Annotated in this window: 14 protein-coding genes; all 14 read right to left on the bottom strand. The window is 61.5% G+C overall.

The window, feature by feature from the left end; translation table 11 throughout:
* Positions 1 to 462: 462 nt before the first annotated feature.
* Positions 463 to 1329 (bottom strand): serine/threonine-protein kinase, encoded by an 867-nt coding sequence (locus tag M2400_RS30985; RefSeq protein ID WP_259198816.1) that lies wholly within the window; start codon positions 1327 to 1329, stop codon positions 463 to 465.
* Entirely contained in the window at positions 1326 to 2054 is a 729-nt protein-coding gene (locus M2400_RS30980; RefSeq protein WP_259198815.1) for a PP2C family serine/threonine-protein phosphatase, read from the bottom strand. The genes M2400_RS30985 and M2400_RS30980 overlap by 4 nt, the downstream gene beginning before the upstream one ends.
* Positions 2051 to 5431: a type VI secretion system membrane subunit TssM gene (gene tssM / locus M2400_RS30975; RefSeq protein ID WP_259198814.1), complete on the bottom strand. Its 3381-nt coding sequence runs from the start codon at positions 5429 to 5431 to the stop codon at positions 2051 to 2053. The genes M2400_RS30980 and tssM overlap by 4 nt, the downstream gene beginning before the upstream one ends.
* Positions 5432 to 5446: 15 nt before the next feature.
* Complete coding sequence (icmH, locus tag M2400_RS30970; RefSeq protein WP_259198813.1) at positions 5447 to 6307, bottom strand: type IVB secretion system protein IcmH/DotU; 861 nt, start codon at positions 6305 to 6307, stop codon at positions 5447 to 5449.
* 4 nt (positions 6308 to 6311) lie between these two features.
* Entirely contained in the window at positions 6312 to 7640 is a 1329-nt protein-coding gene (gene tssK / locus M2400_RS30965) for a type VI secretion system baseplate subunit TssK (protein ID WP_259198812.1), read from the bottom strand.
* Between the two features lies 1 nt (position 7641).
* Positions 7642 to 8124 (bottom strand): type VI secretion system lipoprotein TssJ, encoded by a 483-nt coding sequence (tssJ, locus tag M2400_RS30960; RefSeq protein ID WP_177044538.1) that lies wholly within the window; start codon positions 8122 to 8124, stop codon positions 7642 to 7644.
* 5 nt (positions 8125 to 8129) lie between these two features.
* Entirely contained in the window at positions 8130 to 9311 is a 1182-nt protein-coding gene (gene tagH, locus M2400_RS30955; RefSeq protein WP_259198811.1) for a type VI secretion system-associated FHA domain protein TagH, read from the bottom strand.
* Positions 9312 to 9328: 17 nt separating this feature from the next.
* Positions 9329 to 9460: a type VI secretion protein TagU gene (locus tag M2400_RS30950; RefSeq protein WP_177078492.1), complete on the bottom strand. Its 132-nt coding sequence runs from the start codon at positions 9458 to 9460 to the stop codon at positions 9329 to 9331.
* A gap of 69 nt (positions 9461 to 9529) precedes the next feature.
* A complete protein-coding gene (locus tag M2400_RS30945) occupies positions 9530 to 11062 on the bottom strand; it encodes a sigma-54-dependent Fis family transcriptional regulator (RefSeq protein ID WP_259198810.1) in 1533 nt (510 codons plus the stop codon).
* Positions 11062 to 13632, bottom strand: coding sequence for a type VI secretion system ATPase TssH (tssH, locus tag M2400_RS30940; protein ID WP_405046206.1), 2571 nt, complete (start codon positions 13630 to 13632; stop codon positions 11062 to 11064). Before tssH ends, M2400_RS30945 begins: the two co-directional genes overlap by 1 nt.
* Before the next feature lie 6 nt (positions 13633 to 13638).
* Positions 13639 to 14646 (bottom strand): type VI secretion system baseplate subunit TssG, encoded by a 1008-nt coding sequence (gene tssG / locus M2400_RS30935; RefSeq protein WP_259198808.1) that lies wholly within the window; start codon positions 14644 to 14646, stop codon positions 13639 to 13641.
* On the bottom strand, positions 14610 to 16385 hold the full coding sequence (tssF, locus tag M2400_RS30930; protein ID WP_259198807.1) for a type VI secretion system baseplate subunit TssF: 1776 nt from the start codon (positions 16383 to 16385) through the stop codon (positions 14610 to 14612). Before tssF ends, tssG begins: the two co-directional genes overlap by 37 nt.
* The gene (gene tssE, locus M2400_RS30925) at positions 16375 to 16800 is read right to left on the bottom strand and encodes a type VI secretion system baseplate subunit TssE (RefSeq protein ID WP_259198806.1); all 426 of its coding nucleotides are present in this window, start codon (positions 16798 to 16800) and stop codon (positions 16375 to 16377) included. Before tssE ends, tssF begins: the two co-directional genes overlap by 11 nt.
* Positions 16797 to 18272, bottom strand: a complete 1476-nt coding sequence (gene tssC, locus M2400_RS30920) for a type VI secretion system contractile sheath large subunit (protein ID WP_259198805.1) — start codon at positions 18270 to 18272, stop codon at positions 16797 to 16799. The genes tssE and tssC overlap by 4 nt, the downstream gene beginning before the upstream one ends.
* Between the last annotated feature and the right edge of the window lie 2 nt (positions 18273 to 18274).

Raw genomic sequence — 18274 nt, 5'->3', positions numbered from 1 at the left:
GTGCCTTCGGCGCTGGCAATGGCAGCGCATCCGGCACATAAATCGGTGCCGGCCGGTCTGGGCTGAAGAGGTTAAATAGCTGAGAGAACAAGTTGGCCATGGTGTGATTCACTCTTGGGTTGCAAAGGGATCAGCCAGAGAAATTCGTAAGCCCCAGGGCGTTGGATTTATGCTTGGTCAATTGAGCGGCCATCTGCCGCTGGGAAGTGTTGAACATCCAATGTTCCTTTTTAGCCAAGGTAGGACGGGCGTTGGTGCACAGACAGGGCAATCCAAAAAACACACCATTGACTTCATAACGCGCATGACGAATGTGATTTTTGAACTGGAGCGCACGCTAACAAAGCGGAAAAAAAATGGATGCAGGACCGGTCCTAAAAAACGCTAGGAACGGTCTGTCAGAGAGGGCGATGAGCTGGAGGGTCTGCGCGAATGCAAACGCTGCCCCCCTGATTTGCCTGGTTAGAACCAGCGGCTCAACCCCTGGCGGGTATCGCCGATCACTGCCTGTAATTCATCAAGGGTGATGGTCCGGCGTTCAGGGTCTGCCGCCAAAGCCGTGCGTAAGGCAGGCCAGCAATGGCGAGGCAACTGCGGGGGCCGAGGCGGCCGCTCACCGGACGGGTGCCGTCCGTGTGCCAACTCGTAAAGCACACAGGCCACTGCGTAAAGATCGGTACTGGGCGACAGTGCCCCGCCGGCCAGCAACTCCGGTGCGGCATACGTGGGCGTCCAGGCGTTGAAACGGCTGCGACTCAAGCCCGGCGGACCCGCTGAAGCCTGGCCCAGGCCAAAATCAAACAGCCGCAATCCTGCCTCTTCCACCATGACATTGCCGGGTTTCACATCCCCGTGCAGCACCCCCTGCTGATGACAATGTCGCAATGCATCGAGCAGTTGCACGGCGATGCCTTGCAACTCTCGCCAGGGTAAGCCGCTCGGGCACTCCAGCAGCAACCGGTCCAGGGTCATGCCCTGGAGCAGCTCCATGGTGAAGAACGCCAGATGGGAGGGAGCGTCCACCTCAAACGAAAACACCCGCGCCACTTGCTCATGCCGCAGGCTGCGCGTCAGGGCGAACTCGCTGTACAGCAGCACGTGGGCATCCGCAGACTCGCGGATGGCTTCGCCCAGTACCTTGATCGCCACACTGGAACGTGACTCGCCAAACTGTTCATGCAGCAGGTCCCGAGCGCGATAGACCACGCCCATGCCGCCAGCGCCCAGCACACGTTCGATCAGGTATCGCCCGGCCAGCAACTCGGGTGTGCTTCCACGCTGCAGGTTTGCCTGTGCCCTGGCAAAGGCAAAGTGAGTCACCTCACTCATGACTGCACCACCACAGCCGTCAGGTTGTCACCGGCGGTTCCCCGCAATACGCCTGCGAACAGTTGGTCCAGAATCCGCTGCGGGTTACCCAGGCTCAACGCCTGGCCCAATTCGCTATGGCTAAGCGCCTGGTACAGGCCATCGCTGCACAACAGAAAGACATCCCCCGCCAACGTCTCCAGCTCCAGTACCTGGGGGCTCAAAGGAGCCCGTGAACCGATGGCCCGGGTCAAGGCCCGTGCATCAGGATGGGCCCTGGCCTGTTCCGGGTTTACCTGCTGGTCAATCAGTTGCTCGAACAACGAATGGTCCCGTGACAGCTGGTACAACATCTGCCCGCGCCACAGGTAACAACGGCTGTCACCGGCCCAGACACACGCGGCACGGTCGCCCTGGAGCAGCAATGCCACGACCGTGCTCCCCATGATGGCCTCGGCGCCGTGGGTGGTCAGCGTCAGCTCCTCCCCCAGCCGCCGGTTGAGCCATTGCAGGCAGCGGCGCGTCGCCTCGACCCGCTCGTCCAGGCTACCCTGGCCAGGCAACGACGCCAGGCTGTCGACCACCAACTGGCTGGCAACATCCCCCGCCTGGTGCCCGCCCATTCCGTCTGCCACAGCCCAGTAACCCTTCCAGGGGCAATCGAGAAAGGCGTCCTCGTTGCGCAACCGGACCTTTCCACGGTCTGTACGGCCAGCGCTGTGCCAGCGTTCGAGGGGTTGGTTCACAACTGCTCCGGCAGGCGGAAGGTACGCCACTGCGCCATCTGAAACGGGTTGGGCGTCCGCCGGCTGGTCAGCAGGTAGTTGGCGCGCAAGCCTGCCAGGTCAGCCTTGAGGATCAGCACATCCTGCCCGTCGGAAGGTTCGCTCTGCATCAGGTCGAACAAGCGGAACAGCGACCAGGCCCCGGTATTTTTTTCAAGCCCCAGCGCCCGCTCACTGCCCCGCTCCAGCACCAGGCTGCTGCGACCATTTTCCACCTCGGTTGGCCATTGCATCGCCATGGGCACGATTGGCCCATGGCGGTACTCGATTTGCTGGTCGCCAAAACGCAAGACCGCACGACTCACCGACGAGTCCAGGCTGTAGGGCGCCAACGTGAAACGAACCTGCAGGTCCCCCGGCTCATCGGCAAAGAAACCGCGCCTGATCACCTGCACCTTCTCTTGCTGATCGAGCAACGCCCGGGACATCGGCAAGCTTCGCCCGTCCAGGCTGCGCAGCCTGTAGCGGCCGGCATCACCGCTGACAAAAGGCCTTAGATAGCTGTCAAAAAATCGCGCCATGACCCCTTCCGGCTTGAAGAACTCCTGAAAATCATTGAGGGAAACGTCGCTGCTGGCATGGGCATTGAACGGAAAACGCTGCTTGATTGCCTTGGCGTAAAAACCATATACCTCGCTCTGATAGCGCTGGTTCACATGGCGATAGGCCTGATCGAGCAGGCGACGCCAATGCTCGTCGGCCAGGCTTTCGAACCAGCCCGCCAACGGCAACGGCAACCGAGCAGCCACGTTCCGCAGGTTACCCAGGGCATCCTGCTGCCCCTGGATCCGGCGCTTGACCATCTCGAAGGCCACCGGCTCCGGCGAGCCGTCACGATTCAAGGTCGCCAGTTGCAGGTGCAAGTCGTTGAGTGCCTGCAACACCTGGGTCAACTCGGTGCCGGGGTTTTCCTGGCTGTCGAGCAACTGGTGCAAGGGTTCGAAGCGGCGTTGCATGGCGCGCCGTGCCGTGTCAGGCAATACATGGGTCAACCCGACTGCCGTCCGGGCAACCTGTACCCGCTCTGCCGCAGGGCCGGGCAGTTTGGCAGCCACTTCATCCAGGCGCTCCGTGGCCGATGGCAAGCGCGTGTTATCACGCACCAGTTGTAACAACTGCAGCAACGGTGACTGGGCTGACGTCAGGCTGGCAAGTTGCTCGGCGCCCTGGCGGGAATTGTCAGTCTCCCGCAGGCTAATCCGCCCAAGCGCCTCGCTCCAGGCATTGGCATACTCGCTGAAGTAGCGTTGCTCGAGTTCCACCATCAACCGCTGCAAGTCCATGGCACTCAGGTCCGCACCCTCCCCCAGCACCCAGTTGTCCTGCACGATAGTGTTCACCAGGCGCGCGCCCTGCTCTTCGAAATGCCGCAGGTAGTTGCGGGTATAAAAACCCGGAATGGGACGGTCGACCCCGTCAAACACCAGCCCCTGTGCAAGGCGGTAAGGCTCAAGAGCGCGGGCTTGCTCCCGCAGCACGCGGTACACCACATCGACCAATGACTCCCCTCGCAACACGTGCCGTGCCTGTGCCACCAGTTCGTTATCGAGCGACTGCACGAACGGCTGCTCAAGCAACCGTGCGAAGTGTTCATTCAAACGACTTTGCACAGAGGGCTCGCCGGCAAACCTTACAGACCAATGCCCCGCCACCCGCTCACGCAACCAGCCAACGTCTCGCCGCTCCCGCAGGTTAAGCATCAGGTAGGCGCGGAGGTTGTCCAGCAGCCGCTCGCGATCTTCCAGGCTGGCGCGCACCTGTTCCTGCAGCATCTCGTTGATCTGAGGCAACAGCAACTGCCCCAACGCCTGCTCATAGGCCTGCTCCAGCACTGGATGGCTGAGCGTGCCTTGATACAACCCCGCCCGTTCAACCAGCCGGGCTTCGCCCTGAACAGGAAAAACCCGCGTCGATGCCAGGCGCCTGTCCAGCAGGGGCAGGACCGCCAGGGTCGCGTCCAGGCCAGGTGGCGTGGTCGTTGGCTGCTGCACCAGTTCCCGCAGTTGCTCCAGACGTTGATGATTGGAAGAGTAACTGTGGGTCCAAAGCAAACCGGCCGCCCCGACCACCACCAGTGCACTCAGGCCCATCCCCCACTGGCGCCAGCGAATTCGACGCCGTTCCAGGCTATCGAGGCCCGCCAGGTCCGCTTCTGCCAGAATCAGGCTGAACAAGCCCTGGATAAAGCGTGGGCGAGGATCCAGTGCCTGTGGGCCACCGTCGGCACTGGTCAAGTAGAAGCCACGGAATCCGTTGGTGCGCTGATAACGCGGGCCGCAGAAAGCCACTTCGATGTACAGGCTCAGACGTTCGCCAATCCGGGCCGCCTGATGGGGGAAATCGAGCATCCGGCCCCGCAGGTCGCTGTTACGCTCCTGGTGCAGTCGCTGTACAAGCTCACCGCTCAGGCGCTGCAGCAGTGCTTCAAAGGCCTGGCGTACCTGGCCCATTTCCATACCGCCCTTGCCCGGAACGATGGGTTCGCCGAGCACCGCATCAGTGCCTTCACTCAGTGGACGGTCGAAGAATTCCGCAAACCCCGGCAGACGGTCGGCCTGGGTCACCACCAGGTAAATCGGCAGGTCCACATGCAGCGTCTGCCGGATTTCCTGCAGCCGGCTTTGGACTGCCCGCGCCTCATTCTCCAGATCACGCTCGCCGCCATGGAGCAAGGTATCCATCGAGAGAGCGACCACCACGCCATTGAGCGGACGTGTCCGGCGACGCGCCTTGAGCAGCCCCAACAGCGTCGACCAACCCGCGCCATCCACACCGCCGTCGGGCTGGGTAAGGTAGCGGCCCGCCGTGTCGAGCAACAGGCCGTCTTCGGCGAAATGCCAATCACAGTAGCCCGTCGTCGCCATCGGCTCGCCACGATCCTGGAGCAATTGCAACCCACTGGCGGCCAACAACCGGGACTTGCCGCTGCCCTCCTTGCCGATCAGCAGATACCACGGCAGCGCGTTGCGCCAACGCGGGCTGCGGTCGCCATAAATGCTCGAGTTTTTCAGGGTGTACAGGGCGTCCTTGAAACGACCGCGCAGTTGGCGCTGCTCGTTTTCGATCTGCCCTTTACCCGGGCGCTGCTCAACACTGTCGACGGTTTGTAGCCGGGTCATTCTGCGCCAATTGGCATACACCATCGCCAGGCCCCACAACAAAAACAGCCCGCTGATCGTCAGCAGGCGCGCCGCAGTTCCCTGCCAGAACCGATAGTCATCAACAGCCAGTAATGGCCCTAGGAACCACACGATCATCGCGATCGCGAGCACCAGCAACAGGCTCCAGACCCAAATCCTGGCCAGCACGGTGCCCGCGCTCCTGAAGAATGCGTTCATGAGTTGCTCCCTGCGTTAGAGGGGCGCCCGGGTAATGTCCGGCGCCGATAATTGATACCGTTGCAGCACCGTCTCGCGCTGCTCTCCCAACACCCAGGCAAACCCCGAATACAAGGCCAGCAGGCTGGCCACGACACACACTGCGATCCAGGTCGCCGGCACAACCCTCAGCCGTCTCTGGCGCTGCGCCCCCCGGCTGGGCGGCGGCGCGCACGCAGGCGGGGAATCGCCCCGCACATGCCGGATCTGCCGATACAGCGCATCCCGAACCTGCTCAAGCTGCAACAACCCACGCTCCATGAACCGGTACTTGCCCTCGAACCCCAGTGACAGGCACAGGTACATCAGCTCCAGCATCGCCAAGTGCTTGAAAGGGTCCCGCGACATTCGCTCAAGCAGCTGGAAAAACTTCTCGCCGCCGAAGGTTTCATTGTGAAAGCTGCTCAGCAGGCTCATCTTCGACCAATCGCTCTGGCTGCCCCATGAGGTGGTGACTACCGCTTCGTCGATCACACTGCACAGTACATATCGCGCTGCCATGACCTCGCTGACCTGCGCGCCGTCGTGCCGGGCCCGGGTCTCGAAAAGCGTGACAGCGGATGACAGCCGTTCGTTGAGCCCGCGCAGGCTTTCCTGGGAGGTGCTGCGCTTGAGCTGCACCACCTCGGACAGCAGCGCCCAGGCAGGCGCAACCAAACTGTTCAAGCCAACGTTGAAATGCTCCGCGCCCTGCATTCGGGCGGCGTAAATCATCCGGTCTTCCAGTTGTTCGAAACGCGGTGGCGATGCGAAGTCAGTGACCGGCCCCTGCGCCGGCGTGCGCCCCTGTCGATCGAGCAGGATGGTTTTCTCGTCGTGCGGGTATTCCCTGTCCATGGTCTCAGTTCCTGATGGCCCAGAATTTCAGATCCAGCTCGGCAAATTCGCCGCTGACGTGGAAGGCAAACCCTCCCGATTGCTTCAACTGCTCAATGTCACGGGTACCGAATTCGAGCATGAAATAGGTGTTTGCGGCATGAAACGGAATCTGCCGGGGAGCCACCGGCAGCGGCTTGACCTTGATGCCCGCCAACTGCAGGTTGACCAACTCGCGAATCCGCTCCACAGGGCCGACCTTGAGATGCGCCGGAAGCCGGTGGCGCAGCTCCTCGGAGTCACACTGGGCGCTGGCGGCCAGAATGAAGGTCGCCGCCCCCAACAGGTTGAGATCCCTGACCGGGCACACCAGTACCCCATACTGGCGAGGCTGTAGCACAAGCTCGACGGCGTGCTGCTCAAGCACCATCGACAGCAGGCTGCGAATCGGCTCCATCAATTCACGGAAGCTGGCACCCTGTTCGCTGTGCCGGTAACACCCCTCGAAGTGCGCACGCTTGCTGTCGCTGGCAAACGTCGCCAGCTCACCCAGGATCGACAGCAGTGTTCGGTACAGGGTTTCCGGACTGACCTGGCTCAGGCCCAGGTAGTGACGCAAGACCAGTTCGCTGCGATTGATCAGTTGCAGCATCAGGAAGTCACCGACCTGCGCACCGGCTGCGGCGCCGTTGGTGCGGATCCGCTCGGCGATGGCATCCCCCCGGTAAGCGAGCAGGCTGATCACCTCCTTGAGGCAGGACAGCAGGTACCGCGAGCCCTGCAGGTGAATGAAGGTCGGGATGAAATCCGCGTCCAGGCTGACGCCCTCCTCGGTACAACCGAGCACTTGGGCAACCTTGAGCTTCACGTAATGCTGATCACTGTGCTGCTCCCCCAGCAGCAGGCGAAAATCCAGCTGCCCGCAATTGACCTGACGACGAGAATCCTCCCCGGCGTTGGAGTCACTGACGTCTACCGCCAGGGTCTTGTAACGCGCTACTACATCGACCTGCTCGGGTCGACGGGCTTCCACGCAGTTGCCGGTAGCCAGCGGCAAGGCCAGGTATACGGCCTGCTTCCCGGCATTTGCCGGAACCTCCAGTACCAGCGATTCCATGGCCCCGCCCAGTTCGAAAAGGCTGCCATCGGGCAATATCCCGCTGGCCTGGCTGATAACGACCTTGCCCATATTCAGGTATTGCACATCAATTTCCAGGGTCAGGAAGCCCCAGGCGTGGCGGCACAACAACTGGGTGCGGCGCTTGAGTTGCTGATCGTGGTAACGGTCGTTTTGCTGAAAATGTTGAGGCCGCAGCAACATGCCTTCCTGCCAGATGACTTTTTGGCTGTGCATGTCAGTCGACCGCCTTGGCTGAGTGTGGATTCACCAGCCGGATACCGGCCTGATCAAGGACCAGTTCGGCGCGCGTCAATTGCTGCACCGTCACCGGCAACACGTAGCGCCATTGCGCGTGGGGCAAATCACGATAGGCCGCCAGCACACCAACATAACGACTGCCCGGCTCAAGGCTGAGTTTGAGGGTGGTTTGATCCCCGGGGCGCAACTCCAACTCTTCAAGGTTCACCAGGTCTTTGGGCAGGGTCTGCGCCCCATGGCCGTAAAGGCTGAAAAAGTCTGCATTCTCAAAGGCCACGGGGTGTCGAAGCTCCATCAGGCGCACCACGATCGGCGACGGTCGGCCGTGAATATCCGGGTTGACTCGCTCGCTGGCGGTCAGCGTCAGGTCCAGCTTGGTCAGTGTCGAAAAGGGCGACAGGGAGCAACCACCCAGTAAACCGATCAGGGTGTACAACAATGCAACGGTGACTCGGGACATGAAGGTCATCCTGGATAACGGTGAAGGGTGGAGATCAGACGAATCTGCTCCTCGTAGGCCTTGGTGAAATCAGTACCCAACAAACGTTCGCTCAGATGTTCGTCCTCAATCAGCGCCTGGTAGTGACGCTGATACGCCCGCCAGTGGGCGCCACCCCGGGGAATCAGCGGGGGCTTCGCCTGGCGCTCGAAGCACAGGAGCAAATGACCCGGTGCAAAGGCTGCCAGGGCTCCACGCACTGCTGCGCGGCAGGCCGCCAGCAACGCCACCTGGTGCGCCTGCAGGTCGCGGTAGGCCCGCGTGACCACCCTCTCGGCGGGCATCTGCCCCAACTGCCCGACGCCCAGCAGCAACCCCAGGGCCGCACCGGCATCAGCACTGTCGTGAAGCGGATCGGGACTCTGGAGCGCCGTGTGGGTGAGTGCCAGCTTCAGCTCATGCTTGAGCTCGTTGCGGGTGCTCAGGCTCTGTTGCAATCCTTCAGTCATTTGCCTGAGCAACCCGGCCGCCTTGATTGCCAGTACCTCTCTTCCCGGCCCGTCAAGGGTATCCAGGTCGATACCCAGGGCCTGGGCAAACGCCGACCAGAATGGCTCTGAACCTTGGTTTGAAAGCGCCGGCTCGGGCCCCGAGGCAGCCTTGCGCACGGGCTGGACGAGCCCGGGAACCTTCAAATGATCCCTGTCCGGCGGCCCGTGGTCCGTCCGCTGCATTGCTTCATGGGGGGGCATGCCCAGGGCGGCCAACTCTGGCGACTCGTCCTCGCGCTGCAGTTCGCGGGCCAATGCCCGCATCGGATCCAGGTCAAAAAATGCGCCATCGGGAATCAGCGTGTGCAATCCATCCTGGCCCGAAACCATCGCAGGGCTGACCAACCGTGCACGGATTTCCAGCGGCCCTAACTGAAATATCGCGCCGTCATCTATCGGATGCTCCTGGCCCTCCCGCAGACGCTCGCCACTGCCTGCCAGGCGGGTTCCATTGCTGCTGGTGTCCGTGAGGAAGTACCGGCCATCACGATAACTGATCACCGCATGACGACTGGAGACCTGACGGCTGGTGTCAGGAAGGCGCCAGTCACAACTGGCTCCCCGGCCGATGACGCCGCCGACACCGTTGAGCGTTTTGCGCAGGGCCGGCGCTGACGCTGCCTGCCCCGCAGGGCACACCTCTAACACGAGTTGCATATAGGGCTCCCGGGGGCTCACTGGCCACGACTGATGGACTGCGGATCACCCAGCGGGCGGTAGTCGCCGTCATCAAAGACGTGATTGGTGTTACAGCCACCCAGCACAAACAACACAAGCATCAGCGCTTGCCACTGACAAACAGGCATCAGGTATCTCCCGTTGAGGTAGGTGCGGAAGGTCGGCGGGACCTTCGCAGAATTTGAGGAACGCGCCATTCAGCACTCTCCCTTGGCGTCGCCAAAGGGAATGTCCAGGCGTGCAAGGCGGTACAGCAGCGTCCGCCGGGCAAGGCCCAGCTCGCGGGCAGTGCGGGTTCGATTGCCGCGGTTCTTGCGCAGGCAGTCGATGAGCACAACCCGCTCGACCCGCTCCATCCGCTGGCGCAGCGTCGCGTCAACCGCTGGCGCAGTCAGGCCGGACGACAACGACAGGTGCGCAGGCAGGATGACGTCGTCGTCGCACAGCAGCACCGCCCGCTCCACCATGCATTTGAGCTCGCGAACATTGCCGGGGAAGCTGTGGCTGGACAGTTGATCCAGCGCCGCACTCGACCAGCCCAGCGACGCCCGCCCGAGCATTGAGCAGGCCTTGTCGGCGAAATGCCGGGCCAGCTGCAACACATCACCGTCGCGCTGGCGCAGCGCCGGCAGCTCAATGGGGAACTGCGCCAACCGGTAATAAAGGTCCTCGCGAAAACTCCCGTCGGCCACCATGCTCGTGAGGTCCCGATGGGTCGCCGCGAGGATCCGCACATCGACCTTGTGGGCCGTATTGGCACCCAACGGCCGAATCTCGCCCTCCTGCAGCACCCGCAACAACTTGGCCTGCAGTGGCAGCGGCATATCACCGATTTCGTCCAGCAGCAGCGTGCCGCCGTGGGCGGTGTCAAACAGGCCGACGTAGTCTCTGTCAGCGCCCGTGAAAGCTCCTTTGCGGTAGCCGAACAATTCGCTTTCCAGCAGGCCTTCGGGAAACGCGGCGCAGTTTTGCACCACAAAGGCCTTGCTGCTGCGCGACCCGGCTGCGTGAATCGCCCGTGCGACCACTTCTTTTCCAGTGCCGGTCTCTCCCCGCAACAATACGGTGTAGGGGCTGTGCACCACCTTGCCGATCAGGCGGCACGTTTCATCCATCGCCGTGCTGTTACCGATCAAGCCGTAAGCACTGGCTCCCGGCGTGCTGCGAACCACCTTCAAGGCACCGGGAACCCGGCGCATTCGTCGCAACATGGCCAACTGGTTCAAGGCAAAGCTGCCCAACTGCCCAAGGGAAGCCCCGTAGCCAGCCAGCTCCGTCCCTCGCTGACTGGCACACAACAACACCCCGGACACCTGCTGGCGTGGCCCCGGCAATGGCACGCACAGCAGTGATTGCCAGGGCAACTCGAGCGCTGGCAGAAACGCCGTGTCATACACACTGCTGACCAGCTCAGTGAGGTTCAGTACACGGTTCTGTCCCAGAACGTACTGCAGCAGTTGCTCGTGCTTGAAGTCGGTTCCCGGGTTCGCAACGTCACCGGGCGGCAGTACACCCGGCAAGTGCTGGGCAGCCAGGTCGAGGCGGCCGGTGGCCTGGTCAAACAGGTACAACTGGCTTAGCTCGCACGCGCTCAACTGCGCGGCGCCTGCTGCGAAGTCCTCGGCCAGTGTCGATTCGTTGCTATGGGCACCCAGCCGGATGAACCACCCCAGCAAGGCACCGGCGTAGTCCAGCGGGTTTGGCAACCGGGCAAACAGTTCGTTCTTCATCAGTTGAACTCACAGTGAACAGTGCCGTTGGTGCCCAGCCTCGCGTGAACGGACTGCAGGGATTTGCCAACGGCCATCGCCTCCAGCAGCCGGTCCACCACCTGTGGCAACAGGTTCGCCTCGATCCATTGATCGACAAACCTCGCGCCACTCTCACTGTGGCTACAGCGCTCGGCCATATGGCCGACCAGTTCCCCTGCGTGACTGAATGTCAGCTTGCGTTGAAGCAGGCGCTGGCCCAGGCGCTGCAGCTTGTTTTCAATCAATTCATGCAGCACGGCACCCGCAACCGGGTAATACGGAACCACACGCATGCGAGCCAGCAGCGCCGGTTTGAAATGAGCGGTCAGGGCCGGCCGGAGAGCAGCATGCAGCACCTCGACATCCGGTCTTTGCCCATCGGCACACAACTCAGTGATACGGTCGCTGCCCAGGTTGGAAGTCATCAGGATCAGGGTGTTGCGAAAATCGATTTCACGCCCTTCACCGTCATTGGCCACACCTTTGTCGAACACCTGGTAAAACAGGTTCAACACATCTGGATCGGCCTTCTCCACCTCGTCGAGCAGCACCACTGAATAGGGCTTTTGTCGCACGGCCTCCGTCAGCACCCCGCCCTCCCCATAGCCGACGTAACCCGGTGGAGCACCGATCAACCGGGACAGGGAATGTTTCTCCTGGTACTCCGACATATTGACCGTGGTAAGAAAACGCTCGCCGCCGTACAGCAGGTCGGCCAAGGCGTGTGCGGTCTCGGTCTTGCCAACGCCACTGGGGCCCACCAACAGGAATACTCCTACGGGAGCATCAGGCCGGTTCACGCCGGCCGCGACAGCGCGCAGGCAACGATCCAGAACCTGCACGGCACATTCCTGGCCGAGAATACGGCCGCGCAGATCCCTGGCAACGCTCATGACCTTCGCGCTGTGTTCGCGGGCAAGCTGCTCCAGCGGGATGCCGGTCCAGGCGCTGATTACCTGGGCCACCAATCGCGGGCACACTTCGAAGCTGACCAGCCGTTGCTCGTGCGGTAGGGCCTGCAACCCGTGATGGGTTTCAGCAAGGTCCCGTTCAAGGGTTTCAATCCGGTCGCCCCGGCTGCGGGCCTCGGCCAGTTGCTGGCGCAACGAGAGCACCTTCTCGGCCAGGTCGCGCTGATGGCTCCAGCGCTGCTCAAGCTGTAACTGTGCGACCTCTGCGGCCTCCAGACGCAGGGTCAGTTGCTGCAACGCCAGTTCATCGATGGCCAGTCCCGCATCAGCGTCCCGGCGCACGGCGAGTTGCTGACGCGTACCCTCCGCCAGTTCGGCACGCAACCGCTGCAGTTCCTCTGGCGCCGTGACCAGGCTGATGCGCACACGGGCACATGCGGTGTCCAGCACGTCCACTGCCTTGTCAGGCAACTGGCGGCCGGTGAGGTAGCGAGCACTCAACTGCGCGGCGGCGACCACGGCATCATCCCGTACGTAGACGCCGTGACTGGCCTCGTACACCGGGACCAATCCACGCAGAATCGTCACCGCATCCGCAACCCTCGGCTCGTGCACCTGCACCGGCTGGAAACGTCGCGCCAATGCCGGGTCTTTCTCGAAGTATTTCTTGTACTCCGACCAAGTCGTGGCGGCGATGGTGCGCAACTCACCCCGCGCCAGCGCCGGCTTGAGCAGGTTGGCTGCATCGGAACCACCGGCCTGGCCGCCGGCACCTACCAGGGTGTGGGCCTCGTCGATAAACAGGATCACCGGTTGCAGCGATGCACTCACCTCGTCGATCAAGCCTTTCAAGCGTCGCTCAAACTCGCCCTTGATACTGGCCCCGGCTTGCAGCAAGCCCATGTCCAGTGTCAGCAGGCGCACGTTCCTGAGCACATCTGGCACCTGCCCGGCCGCTATCTGCAGGGCCAGCCCCTCGACTATCGCGGTTTTCCCGACACCTGCCTCGCCCACCAGGATGGGGTTGTTCTTGCGACGCCGTGCGAGGGTATCGATCATTTGCCGGATTTCGTTATCGCGACACAGTACGGGGTCGAGTTTTCCGTCCCGAGCCTGGCGAGTCAGGTCATGGGTAAAGCGTTCCAGTAATGAACTCCCCACTTCACCGGGAGCCGTCTGCGGGCTTTCACTCAAGAGAAACCCCAGCACCCGCTGCGCATCAAGCTTGCTCAATACCGCCTGATACCGGCTGCCCGCGTGCTGCAGCGGGTTACGCAACAGAGCAAGCAGCAAGGCGCCATGCTCCACGTCGCTTCGGCCCAGTTCCAGGTGGGCAACCAGCAAGGCCTGCTGCAACCATTGCACCAGCGCGGGTGAAAACACCGGATTGCGGGAGGCACTTTGTTCGGTGCGGGGTTGCAGCACCGCATGCAGTTCGCCGACATCGACGCCCGCATCCTGCAGCGCACGCATCAATATGCCATCGGGATGCTCCAGGAGGGTCAGCAGCAGGTCTTCCACCAGGACTTCGCCACCGCCACGGGTGACGCAACGTTCGGCGCAGCGTTCCAGATCGCGCCGCGTGTGCGCCGTCAATGCCTGGATAAGTTGTTGCAGATCCACATTCATCATATCCATCAGTCCCTAATGAGATTTACTGGCCAACGTGACCACGCCATCTGCCCGCTCATGCCCCAACCAACTGGTCCAGCCCAGGCGGCAGACGTTGTGCTCGCCGATGTGCAACGGCCGCACCTCACCCTCAGCCAGCACCAGCCGTACGTCATATTCCAAGGGGTCCCGGGCGGCGAAACGCACCAGTGCACACAGCGGCTCATACCCCGCCCCAGTGGGCAAGAATTCGTGAAAACGCGCCCAGTCGAGTGCCAGGACATGGACCCGGAACATGCCACTGCGGTCGACGATGCGATCCCCCAGCACCAGGTCAGAACCCAGCGAGCTATAGCGACGGCCCAGGTCATTACGCTGCTCGTGTGCAATCACTACCGTGCGTTTGACCCACTGCTCGATCACCAACCGGCTGTGCTTGAAGTAATAACGCAGCACCGTCTCGATCAGCGCCGCGGAGTGGGCACGCAGACTCAGCAACCCCAGGTAGGGCAACAGGCGCTTCCAGTCCAGTTGAGCGGCGTTGCGAATTGCACTGCCGCCCAGGCCCACCAACGCAAACATCTGCTCGGAAAATGGATCCCGGGCACCGGTTTGAAACCTCGCCTGGTAACGATATTTGCGCCAGATCGGTACCATCAGCCGGTGCAGGCGATGGTGAAAAAGATCCAGGAAATCACGCGTCGAGTTGCCGCCCGTGACCTCGGCAAAGGCTTGCTCGCCATAGAACGCCGGCAGCGGTGACCCTGTACCAAACAGGCCCAGCACGTTGAGACGTAGTCGTGCCCGTAAATGGCCGTGCTCGACAAAAAACTCCACACGGTCAATATCGTTGCCTGGAAACCCGAAGCCTGGATTGGCCTGGAACTCCAACTGGTCGTAGAGCGCCTGCTCATCCAGCGAGGGGTGTGCCTCACGCAGACGCTCGATGATCTGCGCGACCGCCTGAAACACCGAGTACTCGCGAATCACTCGGGACAGAGCGGTTAAAGCAGGGGCTGCTGGCCCATCCGGGGTGGCCATAGGTACACGTCTCCTTGTGTGCTGATGACTCGCAGTTCGTGGTACGAGTTGAGGCTGGCGTAAAGCGCGAAGAACTCATTCAGTACCGAGGCAAAGACAAACACGTCGCCCTCCCCCAGGTAGCCCTCGGGGTCGATGGTGAGGTCAACCCGCAAGCCGCGAAATGGCAGGCCTCGGTGCAATCGATCCACTGGCTGGTGGCTGATGGACAGGAGTGCGCCGAGTCTTCTCCTGCTGACCTTCTCCACCTGGCGGTCGTGATAACGCGGCAGGTCATAGGTTTCGAGGATCACCCTCAAGGCATTGATATCGGTCAATGACAAATAGTTGAGCGACATATTGCTGATCAGCCGCCACAGGAAGTCGCTGTCCAGGGGTGGCGCAAAACTGGGGGTTGCCGGCGTGATGTTGCGAAACGCAAGAAACTCGGGGGTCTGCTCGCAAGCCTGGTTGATATCCCCCACCTGCAGCTGGCGCGGCAGGTTGTGGTTGGTGCAGGTCAGCTCCACCGACAGGGTTTCCTGATCCTGCACCCGGCGCTGGCCGAAGCTCAGCCAGGTATCCAGGCCGGTATGTTGCAGTGATGGCCGCTGGCGAACAGCATAACTGGGCGCCCCGCTGCCAAAGTCGTGTTCAAACGACTCGAATGGCACATAGTCCTGGTAGCCCAGGCCTCCCGGCCGCCATCCCGTGACCTTGTCGACGGAAAACACGCCGCAGTTGTCCCGGGCATACTCGCCAGGCAACAACAGGTATTCGTCCTGCGTGCCATCCAGGCGAATCGGCACACCATCGTGCTTGAACAGATTGACGATGGGCGTGCAATACAGCTTCACGTTGTCCAGGGTCGGCATCAGTCGCTCAAGGCCACGCCCACGCAGGTTGAAGCGCAACGCCAGGCCATGTACCTGCTTGAGCACATCAACGGGCAGCCTGTTGAGCACATCAAGGCCACCCACCTCGACAAACAGGTATTTGTCCGGAAAGGCGAAGTACTCCTGCAGATGGCGATAGCCACGGAAGGTATTCAACGGATAAGGGATCAGTGCCTCATCCTCGGAAAAACCCACCGGACTGATCTCGTTACTCGGCAAGCGTAACGACATGACCTGCCCGTCACCGCCGACAATCGGTAGTCCATCGCTGCCCAAGGGCTGCAATTCGAACCCGTCCAAGTGACGCAAAAGGCCCAGGTAAAGCGCCTGGCTGACAGGTCGGTCCCCCGCGAGATGCAGGCGCAAGCGACCCAATGCCAGCTCACTGAAGTTGCCCTCCACCGTCATTTCCAGACGCAGGCACAGTAACGCACCCTCGCCCTGCGCCGAGTACTCCAGGGCGGCCAGTTGCAGGGGTAAAACTTCCGTGGGGTAGCAGGTACGAAAACGGCAACGCTCACCGTTGATCGCAACACTTTCCACCGGCGTATCCCGTTCGACTTGAATGGCAGGTCCTGCCCGCCTGAGCGGATCGAACTGCAGCATGCTGAACGAAGGCAGTGGCCGCATATAGTTGGGCCACAGCAAATGCATCAACGAGTGACTCAACTCCGGCAACTGGTCATCAAGCTTCTGGCGCAGGCGACCGGTGAGGAATGCAAACCCCTCAAGCAATCGCTCTACATCCGGGTCCTGGCCGGCACTCCCAAGGAACGGCGCAAGTGCCGGGTTGCGCTCGCAGAAGCGTCGCCCCAACTGTCGCAGTGCACTCAGTTCACCCTGGTAGTAGCGGTTAAAGGACATCAGGCGTGACCTCAACCTGTGCCCCGTGAACCAGGCTTGCGCGGAAGGTGATCGCTTGCGTCATCCCATCGATGTCCATTGCGCCCTCGATGGCGAAAGCCAGGGCCAGGGGATCGCGGTCCTGGGGCAATACCTTGACACGTACATCCTTCAGACGCGGTTCATAGGCCTGGATAAAACGCTCAATCAGAAAGCGTGCCTGACTCACCGAGTCATGCAGGCTGAGGTGCATGGAGTTCAGGTCAGGCAACCCATAATCCGGTAGCGTCTGCACACTGCCCATACGGGTGCTGAGCATTTTCGCCAGATGGCGCGCCACGGACTCCACGATGCCGCCGTGGGGACGACGACCCGCACCGAACTCCAGGCGTTCGAAAAGGCTGCAGTTTTGGGTTGTCACGTGTCTGAGGCTCATTCTTTATCGAGCTTACCGACGAGAGACAGCGTGAAATCCGCCCCCATGTATTTGAAATGCGGGCGCACGCTCAGGTTGACGCGGTACCAGCCAGGCTCACCGTCAACATCGCTGACCACAATGCGTGCTGCCCGCAGCGGCCGCCGCCCACGCACTTCGGCGCTGGGGTTATCCTGGTCAGCTACGTACTGGCGAATCCATTTATTGAGTTCCAGCTCCAGGTCGGTCCGTTCCTTCCACGACCCCAACTGCTCACGCTGCAGAACCTTGAGGTAGTGAGCCAGGCGATTGACGATCATCATGTACGGCAACTGGGTGCCAAGCCGGTAATTCAGTTCGGCAGCCTTGCCCTCGGCGCTGATGCCAAAGGACTTGGGTTTCTGCACCGAGCTGGCGGAAAAGAACGCCGCATTGTCGCTGCCCTTGCGCATGGTCAGCGCAATGAAACCCTCTTGCGCCAGTTCATATTCACGCCGGTCGGATACCAGTACTTCGGTGGGAATCTTGGTTTCGATCTCGCCCATGCTGTGAAAATGATGCAGCGGCAAGTCCTCCACCGCGCCTCCACTTTGCGGGCCGATAATGTTCGGGCACCAGCGAAACCGGGCAAAGCTGTCCGTCAAGCGGGTAGCAAAGGCATACGCCGTGTTGCCCCACAGATAGTGCTCATGGCTGTTGGCCACGTTTTCCTGGTAGGCGAAGGTCTTGACCGGGCAATCAACGGGATCGTAGGGCGTACGCAGCAAAAAGCGCGGAACGGTGAGGCCGATATATCGGGCGTCTTCGCTCTGGCGAAAGCTCTGCCATTTGGCAAACTGTGGCCCCTCGAAATGGTCTTTCAGGTCCTTCAGGTCAGGCAGGCCGGTGAAACTCTCCAGGCCAAAGAAGCCTGGGCCAGCGGCCGCAATGAACGGCGCATGGGCCATGCAGGCCACGCTGGAAACGTACTGCATCAGCCTGACGTCGGGGGCGCTGGGCGAAAGGAAATAGTTGGCGATGATTGCACCCACGGGCTGACCGCCGAACTGGCCGTATTCGGCACTGTAGATATGCTTGTAGAGCCCGGACTGGATCACCTCAGGCGAATCCTCAAAGTCATCCAGCAGGTCCTGCCGGGAGACGCTCAGCAATTCGATCTTGATGTTTTCACGGAAATTGGTGCGATCAACCAGCAACTGCAGGCCGCGCCAGGATGACTCCAGTGCCTGGAAATCGGCATGGTGAAGAATCTCGTCCATCTGCTGGCTGAGCCTTGCATCAATCTCGGCAATCATCCGGTCAACCAGGCGCTTCTTGACCGGTTCGCCCCTGTTTTGCGGTTTGATCAGTTCCTCGATAAATGCAGAGACCCCGCGCTTTGCGATGCCATAGGCCTCATCGTCAGCGCTGAGGCGGGTCTGGGCAATGATGTTGTCGAGGATGCTGTATTCGTCTGTTGCCTGTGCATGCAACGGGCTTTGGCGGGTAGTCATGG

The organism is Pseudomonas sp. BIGb0558 (genome assembly GCF_024807515.1).
Lineage (GTDB): Bacteria > Pseudomonadota > Gammaproteobacteria > Pseudomonadales > Pseudomonadaceae > Aquipseudomonas > Aquipseudomonas yamanorum_A.
The sequence above is the reverse complement of the archived record's forward strand: the minus strand, read 5'-3'. Positions and strand labels throughout refer to the sequence as shown.